This window comes from Methylobacterium sp. TK26, assembly GCF_055361565.1.
In genome coordinates this window covers 2,788,162-2,808,735 of the sequence record NZ_CM143965.1, presented here as the reverse complement: position 1 = coordinate 2,808,735, position 20,574 = coordinate 2,788,162, and the positions used below count along the sequence as shown (strand labels likewise).

Here is a 20,574-nt window from a genome sequence, read left to right as displayed (position 1 = left end):
GCACGAGAAAGTCGGTTTGGATTGCCAAATTATCCCTTGCGTTTGCGGGCGAATCTGGATTGATTCCAAACGCAAGATGCCTGAACGCACAGCACCAAACCTCTGGTGGCAATTAACCCCCGCACAGCGGGCGATGCTGCGGCGTCTGTGGTGCGAAGGGCCTTTGCCGACCCCCGATCCCGGTGAGATGCGCACCGTGCGCTCCCTCGTGCGGCGCGGTCTGCTCCGCACGCGCGACCGCGGGCGCGACCGCGCCTCCGATCCCGGATGTTGGTTTCTGACCGCGCGGGCCATTCGACTTGTGTCGCAGGCGGAGGGGGCGGCGCCGGGCGCCCAGCCGAAGCCGGATGCGGCGCTCGCCGGAGAGAGGCAGAGCGAGGAGGCCTGAGGCCTCCCCGCACGACGTCAGGCGCCGAGGCCGCCGACGCAGATGTACTTCACCTCGAGGTAATCCTCGATGCCGAGGCGGCCGCCTTCACGGCCGAGGCCCGATTCCTTCACGCCGCCGAAGGGTGCCACCTCGGTGGTGATGATGCCCTCGTTGACGCCGACCATGCCGTATTCCAGCGCCTCGGAAACCCGGAACATCCGGCCGAGGTCACGGGTGTAGAAGTAGCAGGCGAGGCCGTACTCGGTGTCGTTGGCCATGTGGACCGCCTCGGCCTCGTCCTTGAAGCGGAAGAGGGGGGCGAGCGGCCCGAAGGTTTCCTCGCGGGCGACATCCATGGCCGGGGTCGCGTTCACGACGACGGTCGGCTCGAAGAACTGGCCGCCCAGCGCGTGGCGGTGGCCACCCGCGATGACCTTGCCGCCCTTTTCGAGGGCGTCGCGGATATGGGCCTCGGTCTTCTCCACGGCGGCCATGTCGATGAGCGGGCCTTGGGCCACGCCCTCGTGCGTGCCGTCGCCGACCTTGAGCCTGTTCGCCGCCTCGGCCAGCTTCTCGGCGAAGGCATCGTAGATGCCGTCCTGCACGAGAAAGCGGTTGGTGCAGATGCAGGTCTGGCCGGAGTTGCGGAACTTGGCGAGCATGGCGCCCGCCACCGCGCGGTCGAGGTCGGCGTCGTCGAACACGATGAAGGGCGCGTTGCCGCCCAGTTCCATCGAGACCTTCTTCACCGTGCCGGCGGCCTGCTGCAGCAGTACCTTGCCCACCTCGGTGGAGCCGGTGAACGTCACCTTCTTCACCAGCGGGTTGCCGGTCAGCTCGCCGCCGATGGCGCGGGCCGGGCCGGTGAGGATCGAGACTAGCCCGTCCGGGATGCCGGCCATCTGGCAGAGCTTGCCCCAGGCGAGGCCCGAGAGCGGCGTCTGCGAGGCGGGCTTGATGACGATGGGGCAGCCGGCCGCGAGCGCCGGGGCGAGCTTGCGGGCAATCATCGAGGAGGGGAAGTTCCACGGGGTGATCGCCGCCACCACGCCGATCGGCTCCTTGGTGACGAGGATCTTCCGGTCCGCCCACGGGGAGGGGACGGTCTCGCCGTAGACGCGGCGGGCTTCCTCGGCGAACCACAGGACGTAGGCGGCCGACATGCCGACCTCGCCCCGCGATTCGGCGAGGGACTTGCCCTGCTCGGCGGTGAGGATCTGCGCCAGATCCTCCTGGTTCTCGGTGATGACGGCGGCGAGCTTGCGGAGGAGCGCGGCGCGCTCGTTCGCGGTCTTGGCGCGCCAGGCCGGGTAGGCGGCGTGCGCGGCCTGGATGGCGCGCTTCGTCTCCTCGGCGCCGGCATTCGGCACCCGCGCGATGACCGCGCCCGTGGCCGGGTTGGTGACGTCGATCTGGCCCGCGCCGGACTTCGACCATTCCCCGCCGATCAGGCAGGCTTCCACGAGAAGTTCGGGGTTCTTCAGGCTGAGGCGACCACCGGTCTCAGGCATCCAACGGTTCCTTGGGCGGTGACGGCTCGGTCTGGGCGCGCGGGGGCACGCTGCGAGCCGTGCTGCGGGCCTGAGCCTCCGCGCGCGTCTCGAACACGTGGGGCGCAAGATCCCGCGATTGCAGGGAGGCGCCGAGCTTGAGCCGCATGAAGGCACTCGTCGTGTACCGCGAGGCCGTGGCGTAGTAGCGGCTTTCCAGATAGGCGATCATCGAGAAGTAAGCTTCGGCCACGGCCGGATCAAGCTCGAAGCCGTCGTAGTTGGCGATCAGGTGGACACGCTTGCCGATCTGTTGGCAGGTCCGCTCGAATTCCCGCCGCACGAGATCGACATCCTCCACCGTGCGGACCTGGAAGCCCTCGTAATTGGCGAAGAGTGTATTCCGCTCGGCATCGTAGGACATGCGCTCCGACAGGCTCATGCCCAGCAGCCACTGCTCCAGGCCCATCGCCTCGTCCCGGAACAGGCGCGAATCCATCGGCGCGGGGTCGCGCACGATGGGCGTGAAGTCCATGTGGGCGAGGATGTCCCGCCCGATGTCGATGCCCGGCGCCACCTCGACGAGTTCCACGCCCTCCGTGGTGCGGCGGAAGACGCAGCGCTCCGTCACGTAGAGCACCGGCTGCCCGCGCTCGGCCGCGTAGGCGCCGGAGAACGTCACCTGCTCCACGGCGCGCACGAACTTCTTGGACCTGCCCTCCGTGAGGATACGCAGCGTCCCGTCCGTGACGCCGATGTCGAGGCCCCCCGCCGTGAAGCTCCCGGCGAAGACGAGGCGCTTGGCGTTCTGCGAGATATTGATGAAGCCGCCGGCCCCGGCGAGCTTGGTGCCGAAGCGGCTGACGTTGACGTTGCCTTCCTCATCCGCCTCCGCGAGGCCGAGGCAGGCGAGGTCGAGGCCGCCGCCGTCGTAGAAATCGAATTGCTGGTTCTGGTGCAGCACGGCGGCCGGGTTCAGCGCCGCGCCGAAATCGAGCCCGCCCTGGGGCAGGCCGCCGATCACGCCGGGCTCGGCGGTGAGCGTCAGGTATTTCAGCACCCGCTCTTCCGCCGCCACCTTGGCGACGCCCTCCGGCACGCCGATGCCGAGGTTCACCACGCCGCCCATCGGCAGTTCGAAGGCGCAGCGCCGTGCGATCACCTTGCGGATATCGAGGGGCAGGGTGCCGATCCGGTCCAGGGGCACCCGCTGCCGGCCGGTGAAGGCGTGGTTGTAGGGCGTCGCGTAGGTCTGGTGGTGGTTCTCGGGCTTCGAGAGCACCACGCAATCCACCAGCACCCCCGGCACCGTCACCTCGCGCGGGGCCAGCGACCCGTTCTCGGCGATGCGCTCCACCTGCGCGATGACGAAGCCGCCGGAATTCTTCGCGGCCATGGCGGCGGCGAGGTTGTCGAGCGTCAGCGCCTCGCGCTCCATGGTGACATTGCCGGCCGGGTCGGCGGTGGTGCCGCGAATGAGCGCGACGTTCACCGGGAAGGTCCGGTAATGCAGCCACGGCTCGCCGTGCAGGTCGATCAGGCTGACGAGGTCTTCCGTCGTGCGGTCGTTCAGCTTGCCGCCGCCCTTGCGCGGATCCACGAAGGTGTGGAGCCCCACCTTGGTGATGTGGCCTGCGGTCTTGGCGGCGATGTCCCGGTAGAGGTGCGAGACCACGCCCAGCGGCAAATTGTAGGCCTCGATCGTGCCCTCGATCGCCATGGCGCCGAGCTTCGGCACGAGGGACCAGTGCCCGCCGACGACGCGGCGGATCAGGCCCGGCATGGCGAGGCGGTTGAGGCCGCGATCCTTGCCGTCGCCGGGGGCGGCGGCGAACATCAGGCCGAGGTCGCGGGGGCCCTTGCCCTCGGTGAAGCGCTTGGCGAGCGCCAGGATGAGTTCGTCGGGGGTGCCGATGCCGACGAAGCCGGAGACGGCGACCATGTCGCCGTCCTGCACGATGGCCACGGCCTCGTCGGCGGTGACGATCTTGTTCTTGAGGCCGGTGGGCAGGCGCTGACCGTCAGCCACGGGCGGCGATCCAATCCGCGATGCCGGAGCCCAGCAGCTTCTGCGCCTTGCCGCCGACGAATACGCCGACATGCCCGCCTGGCAGGCCGAGTTCGGTGTAATCCTCGGTGCCGATCTTGCCGCGCAGGGCCTGCGAGGTCGCGGGCGGGATGATGTGGTCGTCCTGCGCGAACACGTTCAGCACCGGGCAGGTGATGTTCTTGAGTTCCACCTTGCGCCCGCCGAGTTCGAAGTCGCTCTTCACCAGCTTGTTGTCCTGGTAGAGGTCCTTCAGCCATTGCTTGGCCGCCTCGCCGGGATGGTCCGGCCGGTCGGAGATCCATTTCTCCATGCGCAGGAAGTTCAGGAACTTCTTGCGGTCGTCGAGGGCTTCGAGCAAATCGAGGTTGTACTTCGTCATGGTGCGCATGGGCGTCATCATGGAGAAGACCGAACCCATGAACTCCCCCGGCAGGGAGCCCTGCGCGGCGATCAACTGGTCGATGTCCTCGCCCGAGAGCGAGCGCACCCAGATGTTGATGAAGCCGTGGCCCTTGCGGTTCTCGACGGTGTCGGCGTGGAAATCGACCGGCGTGATCGTCAGCACCATGGCGTTGACGGTCTCGGGGTAGAGCGCCGCGTAGCAGGTGGTGAAGACGCCGCCCTCGCAGATGCCGAGCAGGTTCACCCTCTCGCGGTTCGTCGTGTCGTTGATGAAGGCGACGCATTCGGCAAGATAGCCGTCGACGTAATCGTCGATGGTGACGAAGCGGTCGGCCCGGCCGGGATTGCCCCAATCGACCACGTAGAGGTCGAGGCCGAGGTTGAGGAGGTTGCGGACCAGCGAGCGGTCCTCCTGCAGGTCGGCCATCGTGTAGCGGCCGATCAGCCCGTAGACGATCAGGACCGGCGGCAGGCCCCGGCTCTCCGTGAGCGGCCGGTAGCGGTAGAGGCTGACCTTGTCCTGGCTCCAGACGAGGTCCTTCGGGGTCGTGGCGATGCGCACGTCCTCGTCGCGGACGCTGGCGAAAAGCTTGGCGCCCTCCGCCATCTTGCGCCCGAGGGCGCCGACCTCGGCCATCATCTCGGCGGGGGTGAGGTCGAGGGGCGTGGCGGCCGGGGTGCCGCGTCCGCCGCCGTCCGTGGTCTCAGCCATGGCTTTCCTCCCGTGTCGCCCCGGCCTTCGCGCGCTTCGTGGCGGCGCGCTTGTCCTTCTTGAGGGAGCGGACCTCCCGGCGAAGCTCGGTGAGGCTGCGGTGGACGTCGTCCAGTTCCGCCCGGCTCGGCTGGCCGTAGAGGTCGCTCATGAAGCCGGCCACGTCCTGCTGCGCGAGGCGCAACTCGGTGGCCGCCTTCAGCATGTCGCGCTGCGAGGCGAGGAAGGCGTCCGAGCGCTGCACGTCGAGGAGCACGCCGTTGGCGGTCTCGATCCAGTGCTGCATCATGTCCCGGCCGGTCGGGTAGGTCTCACCCCGCGCGGCGCGGGCGTTCGCCTCGCGGGCGAAGGTGCCGGCGGCCCGCGTCCAGGCGTCGAGCATCACCGCCTGATGCTTCCCCTGCGCCTGCCGCAGGGTGGCGAAGGCGGTGAACAGGGCGGCGAAGCGCTTCTCGGATTGCCACAGGTCGGCGAGTTGCGGCCCCTCGGACATCCGGTTGAGGGTCGCGCTGAAATCGCTCGTGCCGCCGAGCCAGGCTTGGGGGTCGAAGATCCGCGCCAGCACGGCGCCGGCCGTGGGGTCGCTGGTCGCGGCCACGCTCTGGAGCGAGGCGGCCAGCGTCTGCGACAGGGAGGTCGCCGCCGCCCAGGCTTGGGTGAGGGAGGTCTGCGCCTCCGCGAATTGGCCGAGATCGGGGGCCGGCGGAAAGGCGCCGAAGGCCGCCGCGCCGTTGCCCATGCCGGGGGGCGTCAGGAAGCCCATCCCCGTGCGGGCCCAGAACTCGCCCATCGCCTTGAACGCGTCGAACTGGTCCATCCTGGCGTGTCCCCCGTCCGTTGCTCATTCCGCTCTCGACCTCATCCTGAGGTGCCCGCTTTGGCGGGCCTCGCCGCACCTCAGGATGAGGGGAGGGAGGGGATGAACCGACCCCTCCCGCGTCCTTTTCGTTACGCCGCCGGGCGGACCTCGCCGAGCGCCCCGGCGTAGATCGCGTAGGCGTCGTCGTAAGTGACCTCGCGCGGGTTGTTCACGAGGAGGCGGGTCTGCTTCATGGCGTCCGTCGCCATGCGCTCCAGATCGCCCTGCTTGACGCCGACTTCGCTGAGCGAGGCCGGCACCTTGCAGTCGTGGCAGATCGCCTGAAGACATTCCACGAACCGGGCGGCGGCCTCGGCCTCGGGCAGGTCGGCGGCGGCGGGGTCGAGGATCGGCGCCAGTTCCGCGTAGAGCCCCTGCGCGTGGCTGAGGTTGAAGCGCATCACGCCCATGAGCACCAGGGCGTTCGAGAGCCCGTGCGGCACGTGGAAGATCGCCCCCACCGGATAGGCGAGCGCATGGACCGCCGCGACCGGCGCGTTCGCGAAGGCCATGCCGGCCAGCATCGAGCCGAGCAGCATGCCGGAGCGCGCCTCGACGTTCTTGCCGTCCGAGCAGGCGGTGCGGATGTTGGCCGAGAGCAGGGCCAGCGCCTGCTTGGCGAGCTGGTCCGAGATCGGGTTCTTCTTGTTCTTGCTGGTGAAGGCCTCGATGGCGTGCACCATCGCGTCGATGCCGGTGGCGGCGGTGACGTGGGCCGGAAGACCCAGCGTCAGTTCCGGGTCGAGCACCGCCCAATCGGGCAGGAGCTTCGGGGCGACGACGCCCTTCTTCTCGGTGGTCGGCGTGGTGACGATGGAGATCGGCGTCACCTCCGAGCCCGTGCCGGCGGTGGTCGGCGCGAGGATCAGCGGCAGGCGGTCGCCCTTGGCGAGGCCGACGCCGTAGATGTCTTCCAGCTTGTCGTCCGACTTGGCGAGATAGGCGACGAGCTTGGCCGTATCGAGCGCCGAGCCGCCGCCGATGGACAGGACGAGGTCCGTGCCGAGGTCCCGCGCGCGGGCGGCAGCGGCCTCGATCACCGTCGAGGGCGGATCGGCCACGACGTCCTCGTAGACGTCGACGGCGATGCCCGCCGTGGCGAGGGCCTCCTCGGCGGAGCGGGTGAGGCCCGCCGCCCGGACGCCCTTGTCGGTGACGAGCATGACGCGCCGGGCGCCGTAGCTCGCCACGATGTCGGGGAGCTTCTTCGAGGCGCCGGCCTCGAACAGGACGTTCGGTGTGGTCTGGAAGGTGAATGGGTTCATGGCGCGCCTGTCCTCCGGCTCACTGGGCCTGCTCGAAGGGCTTCACCTTCGCGCGCAGCTCCTCGACCAGCACGCGGGTGTTCTCCGAATAGTCGATCGGCACGGCCACGAGGTGGACGCCGCCCGCGTTGAACGCCTTGTCGAGGGTCGGCACGAGGTCCTGCACCGATTCGATGCGGTGGCCCGTGGCGCCGTAGGATTCGGCGTATTTCACGAAGTCCGGATTGCGGAACGTCATGCCGTAATCCTCGAAATGATCGACCGCCTGCTTCCAGCGGATCATCCCGTAGGCCGAATCGTCCAGCACCAGCACCACGAGGTTGAGGCCGAGGCGCACCGCGGTCTCCATCTCCTGGCTGTTCATCATGAAGCCGCCGTCGCCGCACACGGCCATCACGCGGCGGCTGGGGTACAGCATCGCCGCCATCATCGCGGAGGGCAGGCCCGCGCCCATCGTGGCCAGCGCGTTGTCGAGGAGCAGCGTGTTGGCGACGTAGGTGCGGTAGTTCCGGGCGAACCAGATCTTGTACATCCCGTTGTCGAGGCAGACGATTCCGTCCTCCGGGATCACTTGGCGCACGTCGTGGACGAGGCGCTGCGGCGTGACGGGGAAGCGGTCCTCGGTCGCGCGGTCGGCGATGTGGCTGAGGATGTGCTCGCGCAGGGAGAGCAGCGCGCCGGCGTTGGGCAATTTGCCCTCCAGTTCGTCGGCGAGCAGCTTCAGGGTCGGGCCGAGATCGCCCACCACCTCCGCGTCGGGGTAGTAGACCTCCTCCACGTTGGCCGGCACGTAGCCGATATGGATGACCTTCTGGTCCTTCTGGCCCATGAAGAAGGGTGGCTTCTCGATCGTGTCGTGGCCGATGGCGATGATCACGTCCGCCCGGTCGATGGCCTCGTGGACGTAGTCGCGCTCGGAGAGGGCGGCGGTGCCCATGTAGAGCTTGGTGCCGCCCGCGACGGTGCCCTTGCCCATCTGCGTCGTGAAGAACGGGATCTGCGTCCGGTGGACGAAGCCGCCGAGCTCGCCCGTGGCGCGGGGCCGGCTCGCGGCGGCGCCGAGCATGATGAGCGGGCGCTCGGCCTGAAGGATCAGTTCGGCCGCGCGGGCGATGGCCTTCGGATGGGCCACCGGGATGTCGATCGGGTGCGAGGGCACGAGGCTCGCGTCGGCCTCCTCGGAGGCGATGTCCTCCGGCAGTTCGAGCAGGACCGGGCCGGGCCGCTCCTCCATGGCGACGCGGAAGGCGTCGCGCACGATGGTCGGGATCGAGGAGGCCGAGACGATCTGCCGGGCCATCTTGGTGATCGGCTTCATGGAGCTGATCACGTCCACGATCTGGAACTTCGCCTGCCGCGAGGTCAGGATGCCCTTCTGGCCGGTGATGATGATCATCGGCATGGCGCCGAGGTGGGCGTAGGCCGCGCCCGTCGAGAAGTTGAGCGCCCCCGGGCCGAGGGTCGAGAGGCACACGCCGGGACGGCCGGTGAGGCGCCCGTGGGTCGCGGCCATGAAGGCGGCGGCCTGCTCGTGGCGCGTCAGCACCAGTTGGATCTTCGAGGTCCGCAGGGCCTCGACCACGTCGAGGTTCTCCTCGCCGGGAATGCCGAAGATGCGATCGACACCCTCGTTCTCCAGGGCTGCGACGAGAAGCTCTGATCCTTTGGGCATCGTAGTGTCCGCTGAGGTGACGAGGGGGCGGAACGAAAGCGTTCGGCTGAGGCACGGCACCGCCCGTCGCCTCGGCGGCCCGCCCAAGGGGTTCGTTCGGGACCGAGAAAACCGTCCCTGCTCGCCCGGTTAGAGGATTCCCATCCCCACCGGGTCAAGGCCGGGAGCCGCACACAAGTCACAGATGGCGCCGGTTCTCATTCCGGGGCTGTTGGACTGTCCCCCGACAGCTGAACCAACAGGTTTCGCAGCCAGCGATGGGCTGGATCCCGGTCGTATGAAGTATGCCAGAGCATCGAGACTGCGACCTCATCGAGTGGGACCGGCACCGGGCTCACGCTGAGCCCGAGCGAGCCGGCGAAGAAGGTCGCGAGCCGCGCGTGCATGGTCGCGATCAGGGGCGCCGCCCGCACGAGGGACGGCACGACGAGGAATCGCGGCGTCGTCACGGCGAGTTCCCGCGAGCGCCCGATCAGCGCCAGCGCATCGTCCACCACCCCGTGCGCGGTCTCGCGCAGGGAGGTCAGGACGTGGGGGAACCGGAGGTAGTCGTCCAGGCTGATCGGGGCTTCGAGCCCGACGAGGTCCGCGTTGAACAGCACCACGTAGCTGTCGCGGTAGAGCAGCCGCTGCTTGTGGTGGACCTGCCCCCGCGTGAAGAATCCAAGGGCGAGGTCGACCCGGTCGGCGTCGAGTTCGTCGAGGATGCGCACCGCCTCCACCGAGCGCAGCAGCAGCCGGATACCCGGCGCGTGCGTGCGCAGATGCGCCACGAGATGCGGCCCCAGCAGGATTTCGAGACTGTCCGGCAGGCTGACGATGAAGGTCCGCTCCACCGTCGCCGGGTCGAACTGCTCCTCGCGATGAACCAGCGCCTGGACCCCGCGCAGCACCCCGCGCAGGGGCTCGGCCAGGGCGAGGGCGCGGGGCGTCGGGCGCATCCCGTCCGGCGCGCGGGTCAGAAGCTCGTCGTCGAACAGCCGGCGCAGGCGGGCGAGGCTCGCGCTCATGGCCGATTGGCCGATGCCGATCCGCGCGGCGGCCCGCGTCACGCTGCGCTCCTGCAGCAGCGCGTCGAGGGCGACGAGCAGGTTCAGGTCGAGGCGCGCGAGATCGATGTGGTCGATCGCCATCAGCGAGGCGCCCGGTTCCGGCCGGCGCGCCGCATCAGCTGGCCCCGCGTTCGCCGGGCCGGTCCGCCCCCGGCGGCTTGTAGTCGGCGGCGGGTTCGGCCCGCTGCAGGGCGACCTGGGCGGCGTGGAACCACCAGAGCGGCAGGTCGCGGTTCGAGCCCAGGAGGTCCGAGATCCAGCCCTCCTTCGGCATCATGTCGGCCCGGTCGGCGAAGAGCTTCAGCGCCCCCTCGACGCGCTCCCGCTGCGCCCGCTCGCGGATCGCCTCGCGCTCTGCCGCCGCCTGCGACTCCGCCGCCGCCACGAGGCGCTGGGTGGCGAGGTCGTCGGCATCGAAGGCGAATTGCTGCCAGAACGCTTCCGCCTCGCGGGCGACGTCCCGCTCCCGTTCCAGGGTCTTCAGCGCGGCCTCGGTGCCGGCGCGGGCCGCGTCGGCCTTGCGGGCGCGGTCCAGCATCCGGTTGTTGGCTTCGAGCAATTCGCGCTCCCGCTCCGCCGCGATCCGCTGGCGGCGCAGGACGCGCAACTCCTCCTCCATCTCGCCGCGCAGCCGGTCGCCGCGCTCCAGGCCCGCGATGAAGTCCTTCAGCGGCCCGTCGAGCAGGGCTTCGGCGCGGGCGCGATAACGCTCGCGCAGGCCCGGATGCTCGCCGTCCAGCCGGTCCCCCTCCCACTCGGGCGCCCCCGCGAGGCCGCTCCCGTCATGCTCGTAGAGGCGACGGGCGATGGCCTCGCACAGGGGCGACAGACCGGCAGCGGGCGTACTCATGACTCGACTCGCTTGGCTCCGCCGATGGCAACGCCGGTCCCGCGCCATCGATGCAGGATTCGCTCCTGGGCGAGGATGCGCTCGCCCGCCTCACGCGGGAAGGGGTTCGCTGGGTTCCGTGTGGTCGAAAAGGCAGGGCGCGGGGATCTCGTCGCGGGCGCCCAGGCGCGCGATGAGCCGGTCGGCCACCCGCAGGGCGTTGGCGATGATCGTCAGCGTCGGGTTCACCGCCCCGATCGACGGGAAGAAGCTCGCATCCGTCACGTACAGGTTGTCGAGCCCATGGGCCTTGCAGTCCCGGTCGAGGACGGAGGTCGCCGGATCGGTGCCGAAGCGCAGGGTCCCGGCCTGGTGGGCGGTGCCGCCGATGGGCACGTCCTTGCCGAGATAGAGCGAGCGGTCGAACAGGTGCGGGTGGATGTGGGTCTTGTCGCAGAGCGCCTGCAGCTTGCGGCGCAGGCGCTTGTGCGCCTCCGCGTTGGTCTCGGTGAGGTCGAGATGCACCTTGCCGCCCTTGTAGAAGATGCGATTCTCGGCCTTCGGGATGTCCTCCGAGGTCAGCCAGAAATCGACGGAGTGCTGGGCGATCCAGTCGAACGGCTTTTCGGGAAACCATTGCAGGAAGCCCGGCAGGCCCTCGCCGTGGATCTGCGCCCCGTCCGACTTGCCGACCATCTGGATGTGGCCGAGGGGGAACTCCCAACTGTCCTTCGGGTCGGGGTCGCCGAAGTAGAAGTCGTTGACGCCGAGCGTCTTCTGGAAGCGCGTCGGGTTGGGGATCTTCGAGATCGCCAGCACCGTCGAGTTGTTGTGGCGCATGTAGTTGCGCCCGACCTGCCCCGAGGCGTTGGCGAGCCCGTCCGGGTGGCGGTCCGTCGCGGAGCGCAGCATCAGCAGCGCCGAGGAGAGGGCGCCGCAGGCCACGACCACGAGGTCGGCGCTGGCCGCGAAGGGCTTGCCGTCGCGGGTGCCCTCGATGCCGGTCACGCTGTGGCCCGCCGCGTCGGTGACGAGGCGTTCGACATAGGTCCGCGTCGAGAGGGTCAGGTTCGGGCAGTCGCGCAGCGCCGGATCGACGCACATCACCTGCGCGTCCGATTTGCCGTTGGTGGGGCAGGGGAAGCCGTCGAACGATTCGCACTTGACGCAGGGCGAGGTCGAGAGCGGCTGGCCGTCGCGCTCCTGGAGGCGCACCCCCACCGGCAGGTGGAACGGGTGGTGCCCCTCGCGCTTCAGGTCCTCGGACAGTTGCTCGATGCGCGGCTCGTGGGTGACGGGCGGATGCGCGTAGGGCTTCCTGGCCCACGGCTCGGTCGGGTCCTCGCCGCGCAACCCGTGGACGTGGAACAGTTCCTCGGCCGCCTGATAATACGGCTCGAACTCGTCGTAACCGACCGGCCATGCGGGAGAGAGCCCGTCCTGGTGGCGGATCTCACCGAAATCCTTCTCGCGCAGGCGAAACAGGATCGAGCCGTAGAACTTCGAATTACCGCCGACATAGTAGTGCAGGCCGGGATGGAAGCTCTTTCCATCTGAGGAATACCACGTCTCCTTGGCCTGATAGTATCCATCGACGATAACCGCCTGGCTGTCCCAGTTGCGCGGCTCCCGGCGCAGGTAGTCCCCGCGCTCCACCAGCAGGATGCGCTTGCCGGTTTGGGCGAGGCGCCAAGCCATCGTCCCGCCGCCGGGGCCGGAGCCGATGATGATGACGTCGTAGCGTTCGCCCTGCATCCAAGTCTCCGCTGGATCCGTTCCGCGCAGCCAACGCCCAAGGCGCCGCCTGGATCGGGGGCCCGGTCCAAATTCCCCCGCGACGTGTATCCACAGCAACCAGTGGTTAAGTGCTTTTCCTGACGTCACCTTCAGGTTCGTTTGCGAACGTCCCCGCTCGACCCGGCGCGGAGACGTTCATGCCGATCACCGAACTTATCCTGGCGGCCATCCTGCTTGCCCTCGCGGGCGGCATCGCGATGGCGTCCCGCGTCCGGCGCCGCCGGGTGACGGACAGCGAGGAAGAGAGCCTGCACGACCGCGTCTGGCGGGCGAGCGAGGGCGAGGAACGCTACCGCACCCTCGTGGCCGCGACCACCGATCTCGTCGTGCAGCGGGACGTGCACGGGCGCATCACCTATGCCGACGAGGGCTATGCGGGGCTGTTCGACCGCGCCCCCGCCGACCTCATCGGCGAATCGATCGAACCGCATGTCCTCGACGGGGAGACGGTCTCCGTGCGCGCCGACGGGCTGCGCCGGATCGAGACCCGCATCATCGCCGCCGACGGCCGCGAGCGCTGGTTCGACGTGGTCGAGGTGCCGGTCGCGGACGGCGACGGGCCGATGCAATGGATGCGAGCGGGCCGGGACATCACCGAGCGCGTCGAGGCGGTGAAGGCGCTGGATGCCGCCCTGGCGCGGGCCGAGAGCGCGAGCGTGGCGAAGTCCCGCTTCCTCGCCACGGTCAGCCACGAGATGCGCACGCCGCTCAACGGCATCATCGGCATGACCGATCTGCTGATCGGCACGGGGCTCGACCCCGAGCAGAAGACCTACGTCGATGCGGTGCGGGCGAGCGGCAAGGCGCTCCTGGGGTTGATCGACGGCATCCTCGATTTCTCGCGGATCGAGGCCGGGCGCCTCGACCTCGCCGCCGAGCCCTTCGACGCCGCCGCCGTGGCGGAGGGCGTCGTGGAGCTTCTGGCGCCCCGCGCGCAGGACAAGGGGCTGGAAATCGCCCTCGACGTCGCCGCCGAGGTGCCGCCTTCGCTGATCGGCGATGCCGACCGCTTCCGCCAGATCCTGCTCAACCTCGCCGGCAACGCCATCAAGTTCACCGAACGCGGCGGCGTCGGCGTCGCCCTGGCCTTCGGCCGCGACGGGCTCGCCGTGACCGTCACCGATACGGGGCCGGGCATCCCGGAGGAGCGCCTGCCGCGCCTGTTCGAGGAATTCGAGCAGGGCGACGAGAAGGGCGCCAACCGTCACGAGGGCACGGGCCTCGGCCTCGCCATCACCCGCCGCCTCGCCACGCGGATGGGCGGGCGCGTCGAGGCGCAATCCCGCGTCGGGATGGGCTCGACCTTCCGCGCCCTGCTGCCGCTGCCGGTCGCGCCTGCCGAGGGCGAGGGGACGGCCGAGGCGCCGCGCCTCGCCGGCCGCCGCTGCCTGATCGTGGCCGATTCGCCCTTCCAGGCGCCGTATCTCGCCAGCGCGCTCGCCCGCCACGGCGGCGCGGCGGTGATCGTGCGCGGCCTGGAGGAAGGGCTCGATGCCATCTCGGCCGTCGCCTTCGATGCGGTGATCGCCGACCGGGCGCTGGGCGACGCGGCGGTGCGGCGGATCGCCGAGGCCGCCCGCAGCTGCGGCGTGCGCCGCCGCCTCGTGCTGCTCTCGCCCTTCGACCGCCGGGATTTCGGCGCGCCGGCCTCCGCCGGGTTCGACGGCTATCTCATCAAGCCGGTGCGGGCGCGCTCGCTGGTGGAGCAATTGGCCGTCTCGCCGGCCGTCGCCGCGCCCGTGCGGCCGGCCCCGCAGCCTGCGCCGGCCTCCGGGAGCCTGCGGGTGCTGCTTGCGGAGGACAACCCGATCAACACGCTGCTCGCGACCCGCGCCCTGGAACGGCTGGGCTGCCACGTCGTCCACGCGCCCGACGGGGCCGAGGCGGTGGAGCGCTTCAGGGATTCAGGACCGTTCGACCTCGCCCTCATCGATATCCGCATGCCCCGGCTCGACGGGCACGACGTCGCCCGGCAGATCCGCGCGGCCGAGGCGGATCAGGGCGGGCATCTGCGGCTCATCGCGCTGACCGCCAATGCCAGCCGCGACGACGAGGCGAAGGCGCACGCGGCCGGGTTCGACGGCTTCCTCGCCAAGCCCCTCGACCTGAAGGCCCTGCCGGACCTCCTCGCGCCGCTTCAGCGCAAGGCGGCGTGAGGGCGGCTCAGTCCTCGTCCGACAGGGGGCGGCGCGGCTCCGGCTGCGCCTCCTCCTCGTCGTCCTCGACGGGGACCGCGTAGCGCTCGTTGAACCAGCGGCCGAGATCGACGTCGGCGCAGCGCTGCGAGCAGAACGGGCTGAACGCGGGCGCTGCCGGCTTGCGGCAGATCGGGCAGGGCGCGCCTCTCACGCCGCCGCCCCCCAGGCCGCGCGGACGGGATAGCCCTCGCCGTCGAGCAGGCTCAGCGTCTCGTAGAGCGGCAGGCCGACCACGGCGCTGTAGGAGCCCACGAGCTTGACCACGAAGGCGCCCGCGATCCCCTGGATCGCGTAGCCGCCGGCCTTGCCGCGCCATTCCCCGGAATCGAGATAGCCCTGGATGTCGCGGCCGGAGAGGCGCTTGAAGCGCACCCGCGTCTCGATCACCCGCTCGCGCCGCCCCTTGGGCGAGAGCAGGCACACCGCCGTGTAGACCCGGTGCTGCCGCCCCGAGAGCAGGCGCAGGCAATCGGCGGCCTCGTTGGGCAATTCGGCCTTGGGCAGCACTCGCCGGCCCACCGCCACCACCGTGTCGGCGGCGAGAAGCCATGTCGGCGTCGCGTCCTGCGCCCCGTGCAGGGCGGCCTCCGCCGCCGCGAGCTTCGAGCGCGCCAGACGGCGGGCGAGATCGCGCGGCGGCTCGGATTTGCGCGGGGTCTCGTCGATGTCGGCGGGCAGGAGGGAGTCCGGCTCGATCCCCATCTGCTGCAGCAGCGCGAGCCGGCGCGGCGAGGCCGAGGCGAGGACGAGGCGTGTCGCGCGCGCCGGGGCGCCGGCGGTGTCGGGGGAGGCGTCCATGATGCTCCGGTCCGGCCGGCCCCCGCCATGGCTGTGCCGGGCCGGCCCTTTGCTGCGCGCTTGATAGGGGAAGGCGCCGTTCTTGTGAACCACGCGGACGCAGCGCCGGCTCATCTCGCCCAATGGTTGCGAATGCCTGCCGTTAACTGCGCGTTAACTACGACCGACAACAATCACCCGTAACGAAGCGGGTTTGAATCCGATGCCCAACGTAGATCCCCGAGTTCGCCGACCGGTCCTTGTGAACACCACCGGCGTCGCCAGCGCGATGAGCGAGCTGCGCCAGAAGGCCGGCTCCACCGCCGAGATGTGGCGCCTGCTCACCGAGCGTTTCGTGGTCGACCTCGACGCGGTGGCGACCCTGCTGCCGTCCGAGGAGCCCGAGACACAATGGCTTCCGGCCCGCGCCTGACGCACTTCGACTGAATTCAACCGTTTTAAGCCGGCTGGCATGACGCATGCTAAGCCGTTTGATGGGTGGAGGGGACGTCCAGGCAACAAGAACGCGGTCGCTCGCACGCCGGAGCATTCCGCGGACCTTTCGAACACTCGAACATGAGGTCCGTTATGCCGGAATTGTTGGCCGTTGCCCTGGTCTGTGCCGGGACGCTGATCGCGCAGGATTGCTCCCGCGACACCGCCCTCGATGTCATCGTCTCCCCCGCCCACTCGCCCATGGAGTGCCTGATGCACGCCCAGGCCATGGCCGCGCAGGCCGGTCTGCCGGGCGGCGGGGACCGCTACCTCAAGGTCGCCTGCGAGCATCGCCGCACCGACCGGGCCGTCATCGCCCGGCAGGCCTCCTGACGGGGGCGACGCCCCACGACTCGGCCTATCGTTAAGACCTGAAGTCCGGCCCTATAGCCGGACGAACTGACTGCTTCTTCACCGGGAGGTTGCAGTTTTCTGCCGAACAGGTGTGCAGGTCGCCGGGATTTCAGCGGAGTACGCACTAAAATTGGTGCATCGTTGCCACAGGTGGCCCGTTTCGGGAGGATACTCCCCTATGGGGGAGTTGCCGGGCCGGCGGTGGAGGCACATCGTTGGAGGGCCATGCAGATGCATTTGCCCGTAAGGCCTGCGCCTCCGCCTCCTCCCTTCTTCGCCCGCGTGCCGGGCCGCGCACCTGCGAGCTCCCGACCGATGCTGTACGACGCGTTCGATCTGCAGAGCGATCTCGCCGAGCAGATGAGGGGCTGGGGCCGCCTCCTCGACTCCGCCTGGTCCCCCTGGGCGATGTGGGGCGAGCCGATCAACTGGATGTCGGCGGGGGCTCGCATGATGATGCGCACCGGCCTGACCTTCGCCCGTCCCGCCTACGGCATAGAGACCGTGATGGTCGGCAACCGCGAGGTGGCGGTCGCGGAGGAGAAGGTCGAGGTCACGCCCTTCGGCACGCTGCTGCGCTTCCGCAAGGACATCGTGACCGAACAGCCGAAGGTGCTCGTGGTGGCGCCGCTCTCGGGCCATTTCGCGACGCTGCTCCGCGCCACCGTGCGGACCATGCTGCCCGACCACGACGTCTACATCACCGACTGGCACAATGCCCGCGACGTGCCGCTGGCGGACGGGGTGTTCGGCTTCGACGATTACGTCGCCCATCTCGTCGGCTTCCTGCGGACGATGGGCGAGGGCTCGCACATCGTCGCCGTCTGCCAGCCGGCGGTGCAGGCGCTCGCCGCCGCCGCCGTCATGGCCCAGACCAAGGATCCCGCCGCGCCGCGCAGCATGACGCTGATGGCCGGGCCGGTGGATTGCCGCGTGAATCCCACGGGGGTGAACGAACTCGCCACCTCGAAGCCCATCGAGTGGTTCGAGCGCAACCTGATCGCCACCGTGCCCGCGCGGCACAAGGGGGCGGGGCGGAAGGTCTATCCGGGCTTCGTGCAGGTCTCGGCCTTCATGTCGATGAACGCCAAGCGGCACATCCAGGGCCATTCCGACCTGTTCTGGCATTTCGCCAACGGCGAGGTCGACAAGGCGACGGCCATCGAGACCTTCTACGACGAATATTTCGCCGTCCTCGACCTCGCGGCGGATTTCTATCTGGAGACGGTCAAGACCGTGTTCCAGGACTACACGCTGGCCAAGAACGAACTGACGTGGCGCGGCGAGGCCATCGACATGCGCGCCGTGCGCAGGACGGCGCTGATGACGGTGGAGGGCGAGCGCGACGACATCTGCGCCCCCGGCCAGACCATGGCGGCGCACGATCTGTGCACCAGCCTGCCGCCCTACATGCGCACCCACCATCTCCAGGCAGGCGTCGGCCATTACGGCGTCTTCGCCGGGCGGAAATGGGAGAACCAGATCTACCCGCAGGTGCGCAACTTCATCCAGTCGCACGCCTGAACCCGCAGCGCCGATTTGACCCGGCGTCCGGCCGGGGCCACCATGCTAACCTCGGTGGATGGGCGCTGCGGCGCCGGAGCGGAACGGCGGATCGGGCAGCGTGACAAGCAGCCAACGCGGTGACGGAGCGGACGGCCGGCGGACGAAGTCCGGCGAGGCCGCACGGCTCGATCGCCTCGTCGCCCAGGCGAAGGCCGTCGTCCTGTGGGAGGCCGCGTGGCCGATCCTGTGGCGCAGCCTCGGCCTCGTCCTCGCCTTCCTCGCCCTGTCCTGGGCCGGGCTGTGGCTCGACCTCCCGCCGCTCTGGCGGAAGATCGGCCTCGGCCTCTTCGCCCTGGCCTTCGTCGCCACGCTGATCCCCCTCGTCCGCCTGCCGCGCCCCGGCCGCAGCGCCGCGCTCGCCCGGCTCGACCGGGAGGCCGCCGGCCGCGATCCGATCTTCGCCCACGGCCCCGCCTCGGCGGCGGAGGACGTGCTCGCCGTCGGCACGGGCGACGCGGGCAGCCGCGCCCTGTGGGAGTTGCACCGGGCGCGGGCCGCGCGGGCGGTAGCGGCCCTCCGGGTCGGCCGTCCGAAGCCCGGCATGGTGCGGCGCGACCCCTACGCGTTCCGCGCCGGGCTGATCGTGGCCGCCGCCGCCGCCCTGTTCGTCGCGGGGCCGGAATGGCGCCAGCGCCTCACCGCCGCCTTCGACTGGAGCGCCCCGCCGGCCCCCGGCCCGAATTTCCGCGTCGATGCCTGGATCGACCCGCCGCTCTACACGCGGATGCCGCCCCTGCTGATCTCCATCGGCGCGGGCGACCAGCACCTGCGGGCGCCCGTGAACTCGCAACTCATCGTCCGCATCGCGGGCGAGGGGCAGGGCGCGCACACGAACCTCACCCCCGCGCGCGGCCTCGTGTCCGTGCCGGGGCAGGCCCCGCGTCCGGATTTGCGCGAGGAGCGCTTCCGCGTCACCGGCGCGGCCGACCTGACGCTCGCCACCCCCGCCGGTTCGCAGCGCCTGACCATCGACGCGATCCCCGACACCGCCCCCGAGGTCACGCTCGTGGGCGGGCCGGAGGTGAACGGGCGCGGCACGTTCAACCTGACCTACCGCGCCAAGGACGATTACGGCATCGCCTCCGCCGAGGGGCTGGTGCAGCCGCTGAAGCCCGGCCGCTCGCTTGTGCCGCCGCCGCATATCGCGCTGGCGCTGCCCTCCGATCCGAGCGGGCAGGCGGACACGAAGTCCCTGGTGGACCTCACCGACAACCCCTGGGCCGGCGCGCGGGTGCGCTTCCACATCGTCGTGAAGGACGAGGCCGGGCAGGAGGGCACCACCCCCGTCAGCGAGATGACCCTGCCGGGCCGCCCGTTCCGCGATCCCCTCGCGCGCTCCCTCGCCGAGGAACGCCGCCGCCTCGTCACCGAGCCCGACGGCGGCCGTCCGCGCGTCCAGGCCGGGCTCGACGCCCTGCTCATCGCGCCGAACCTGTTCACCCCGCAGCCGGCGATCTTCCTCGGCCTGCGCACGGCGACGAACCGCCTGCGCCGGGCCAGGACCGATGCCGAACTCACGGAGGTCGCCGACCTTCTTTGGGAGATGGCCCTCAAGATCGAGGACGGCGACCTGTCCGATGCCGAGAAGCAGTTGCGGCAGGCCCAGGACCGGCTGAAGGAGGCCATCGACCGGAACGCGCCGGACGAGGAGATCAAGCGCCTGACGCAGGACCTGAAGCAGGCCCTCGACAAGTTCCTGAACGAAATGGCCCAGAAGCAGGGCCGCGACCCGAACCAGCAGAGCCAGGAGCAGCAGCGCGGCGATCAGAAGAACGCGAAGTCGGTCACGCCTGACGATCTCAACAAGATGATCCAGGACATGGCCGACGCCATGCAGCGCGGCGACACCGCCGAGGCGCAGCGCCTGATGGAGCAACTGCGCAACGTCCTGGAAAACCTGCAGACGGCGCAGAAGGGCCAGCAGGGCAACGAGGCCGCCAAGCAGATGCAGAAGCAGATGCGCGACCTCGACCAGATGACCCGCGACCAGCAGGAGCTGCGCGACGAGACGTTCAAGGATGGCCAGCAGCCGCGCAACGGCCAGCAGCGTCCGTCGAACCGGGGCGAGCAGCAGCAGGGCCAGCGCGGCGGCCAGCAACAGCAGCAGCAGGGCCAACAAGGTCAGCAGGGGCAACAGGGCCAGCAAGGCCAGCAGGGCGGGAAGAAGCAGCAGGGCCAGCAGGGTGGCAGCCCCGGCGACCGGCAGCAGGCCCTGCGGGAGCGCCTTCAGGAACTCGAACAGCGCATGAAGGAGAACGGCATGCGCGGCGAGCAGGGGCTCGACGATGCCGAGCAGGCCATGCGCGATGCCGAGCAGGCGCTGAAGGACGGCCAGGAAGGCGATGCCGTCGAGGCCCAGGGCCGCGCCCTCGACGGGCTCCAGCGCGGGGCCGAGGGCATGGCGCAGCAGATGCAGGAGATGGCCCAGGCCCAGGGCGAAGGCCAGCAGGGCGAGGGCCAGCAGCCGGGCCAGGAGGGCCAGGCCGGCGCCCGCGACGACGACCCGCTCGGCCGCCCGACGCGCGGCAAGGACATGAGCGACGGCCGCGTCCGCGTGCCGACCGCCGACGAATCGGCCGTTCAGCGCGCCCGCCGGATCATGGAGGAGCTGCGGCGCAAGCTCGGCGATCCGAGCCGGCCGCAGGAGGAGCTGGATTACTTCGAACGGCTGCTTCGGCGGAACTGA

17 protein-coding genes are annotated in these 20,574 nt (G+C 70.0%); 6 read left to right on the top strand and 11 right to left on the bottom strand.

Annotated elements, in window-relative coordinates; all coding sequences use genetic code 11:
* Positions 1–163 precede the first annotated feature (163 nt).
* A complete protein-coding gene (locus ACXJ1Y_RS13535) occupies positions 164–388 on the top strand; it encodes a hypothetical protein (protein ID WP_463846760.1) in 225 nt (74 codons plus the stop codon).
* Between the two features lie 17 nt (positions 389–405).
* Here ACXJ1Y_RS13535 and ACXJ1Y_RS13530 read toward each other — a convergent pair whose 3' ends face one another.
* The 9 genes from ACXJ1Y_RS13530 to ACXJ1Y_RS13490 all read right to left on the bottom strand — a co-directional run bounded on the left by ACXJ1Y_RS13530 (position 406) and on the right by ACXJ1Y_RS13490 (position 12,456).
* Complete coding sequence (locus ACXJ1Y_RS13530; protein WP_463846759.1) at positions 406–1,881, bottom strand: NAD-dependent succinate-semialdehyde dehydrogenase; 1,476 nt, start codon at positions 1,879–1,881, stop codon at positions 406–408.
* Positions 1,874–3,802, bottom strand: coding sequence for an acyl CoA:acetate/3-ketoacid CoA transferase (locus tag ACXJ1Y_RS13525; RefSeq protein ID WP_463850117.1), 1,929 nt, complete (start codon positions 3,800–3,802; stop codon positions 1,874–1,876). Before ACXJ1Y_RS13525 ends, ACXJ1Y_RS13530 begins: the two co-directional genes overlap by 8 nt.
* A 79-nt stretch (positions 3,803–3,881) precedes the next feature.
* On the bottom strand, positions 3,882–5,024 hold the full coding sequence (gene phaC, locus ACXJ1Y_RS13520) for a class III poly(R)-hydroxyalkanoic acid synthase subunit PhaC (RefSeq protein ID WP_463846758.1): 1,143 nt from the start codon (positions 5,022–5,024) through the stop codon (positions 3,882–3,884).
* Positions 5,017–5,841, bottom strand: a complete 825-nt coding sequence (locus tag ACXJ1Y_RS13515; protein WP_463846757.1) for a poly(R)-hydroxyalkanoic acid synthase subunit PhaE — start codon at positions 5,839–5,841, stop codon at positions 5,017–5,019. Before ACXJ1Y_RS13515 ends, phaC begins: the two co-directional genes overlap by 8 nt.
* Before the next feature lie 131 nt (positions 5,842–5,972).
* Complete coding sequence (locus ACXJ1Y_RS13510; protein WP_463846756.1) at positions 5,973–7,148, bottom strand: iron-containing alcohol dehydrogenase; 1,176 nt, start codon at positions 7,146–7,148, stop codon at positions 5,973–5,975.
* A gap of 19 nt (positions 7,149–7,167) precedes the next feature.
* A complete protein-coding gene (locus tag ACXJ1Y_RS13505; protein WP_463846755.1) occupies positions 7,168–8,820 on the bottom strand; it encodes an acetolactate synthase large subunit in 1,653 nt (550 codons plus the stop codon).
* Between the two features lie 197 nt (positions 8,821–9,017).
* The gene (locus ACXJ1Y_RS13500) at positions 9,018–9,953 is read right to left on the bottom strand and encodes a LysR family transcriptional regulator (protein WP_463846754.1); all 936 of its coding nucleotides are present in this window, start codon (positions 9,951–9,953) and stop codon (positions 9,018–9,020) included.
* A 34-nt stretch (positions 9,954–9,987) separates the two neighbouring features.
* The gene (locus ACXJ1Y_RS13495) at positions 9,988–10,722 is read right to left on the bottom strand and encodes a hypothetical protein (protein WP_463846753.1); all 735 of its coding nucleotides are present in this window, start codon (positions 10,720–10,722) and stop codon (positions 9,988–9,990) included.
* Positions 10,723–10,812: 90 nt separating this feature from the next.
* Complete coding sequence (locus ACXJ1Y_RS13490; protein WP_463846752.1) at positions 10,813–12,456, bottom strand: FAD-dependent oxidoreductase; 1,644 nt, start codon at positions 12,454–12,456, stop codon at positions 10,813–10,815.
* A 179-nt stretch (positions 12,457–12,635) separates the two neighbouring features.
* On the opposite strand from ACXJ1Y_RS13490, the gene ACXJ1Y_RS13485 reads away from it, so the two are divergent.
* The gene (locus tag ACXJ1Y_RS13485) at positions 12,636–14,654 is read left to right on the top strand and encodes an ATP-binding protein (protein ID WP_463846751.1); all 2,019 of its coding nucleotides are present in this window, start codon (positions 12,636–12,638) and stop codon (positions 14,652–14,654) included.
* A gap of 7 nt (positions 14,655–14,661) precedes the next feature.
* Here the strand turns inward: ACXJ1Y_RS13485 and ACXJ1Y_RS13480 are convergent, their stop codons facing one another.
* Both ACXJ1Y_RS13480 and ACXJ1Y_RS13475 read right to left on the bottom strand, forming a co-directional pair.
* Positions 14,662–14,847: a DNA gyrase inhibitor YacG gene (locus tag ACXJ1Y_RS13480; protein ID WP_463846750.1), complete on the bottom strand. Its 186-nt coding sequence runs from the start codon at positions 14,845–14,847 to the stop codon at positions 14,662–14,664.
* Entirely contained in the window at positions 14,844–15,494 is a 651-nt protein-coding gene (locus ACXJ1Y_RS13475; protein WP_463846749.1) for a Maf-like protein, read from the bottom strand. Before ACXJ1Y_RS13475 ends, ACXJ1Y_RS13480 begins: the two co-directional genes overlap by 4 nt.
* A 241-nt stretch (positions 15,495–15,735) precedes the next feature.
* Between ACXJ1Y_RS13475 and ACXJ1Y_RS13470 the strand changes: the two genes are divergently transcribed.
* The 4 genes from ACXJ1Y_RS13470 (at position 15,736) to ACXJ1Y_RS13455 (ending at position 20,574) form a co-directional block, all read left to right on the top strand.
* A complete protein-coding gene (locus ACXJ1Y_RS13470; RefSeq protein WP_463846748.1) occupies positions 15,736–15,906 on the top strand; it encodes a hypothetical protein in 171 nt (56 codons plus the stop codon).
* Positions 15,907–16,061: 155 nt separating this feature from the next.
* On the top strand, positions 16,062–16,301 hold the full coding sequence (locus ACXJ1Y_RS13465; protein ID WP_463846747.1) for a hypothetical protein: 240 nt from the start codon (positions 16,062–16,064) through the stop codon (positions 16,299–16,301).
* Positions 16,302–16,637: 336 nt separating this feature from the next.
* A complete protein-coding gene (locus tag ACXJ1Y_RS13460) occupies positions 16,638–17,846 on the top strand; it encodes a polyhydroxyalkanoate depolymerase (protein ID WP_463846746.1) in 1,209 nt (402 codons plus the stop codon).
* 58 nt (positions 17,847–17,904) lie between these two features.
* Positions 17,905–20,574 carry a TIGR02302 family protein gene (locus ACXJ1Y_RS13455; RefSeq protein WP_463846745.1) on the top strand — a complete coding sequence of 890 codons (2,670 nt, stop codon included), beginning with the start codon at positions 17,905–17,907 and terminating at the stop codon, positions 20,572–20,574.